1 protein-coding gene is annotated in these 286 nt (G+C 77.3%); it reads right to left on the reverse strand.

The window, feature by feature from the left end:
* On the reverse strand, window positions 1–286 hold a 286-nt coding region (locus G3I40_RS46295), incomplete at both ends, for an MFS transporter (RefSeq protein WP_164560777.1).

Consider the following 286-nt stretch of genomic DNA (forward strand, 5'->3'; position numbering starts at 1 on the left):
GCCGAGGCCGAAGAGGGCGAGCAGCGCCGGGATCCAGGCCGCCCCGAGCCCCGTCACCTCGGTCGCGAGCGGCGCGAGGTAGGTGAACGTGCAGAACGTCGCGGCGTTCACGAGGGCGCCGAGGAGGAGCACCGTCAGCAGGTGCGGGGCGCGCAGGGCCCGCAGTTCGCCCCGTACCCGGGTCCGCTCCCCCGGCTCCGCCGGGACCGTGCGCACCACCGCGACCAGCGCCGGTACGCACAGCAGCGCCACGGCCCAGAACGCGGCCCGCCACCCCAGGGCCTGG

The sequence above is a fragment of the Streptomyces sp. SID14478 genome (genome assembly GCF_010548525.1).
In the GTDB taxonomy this organism is placed as follows: Bacteria; Actinomycetota; Actinomycetes; order Streptomycetales; family Streptomycetaceae; genus Streptomyces.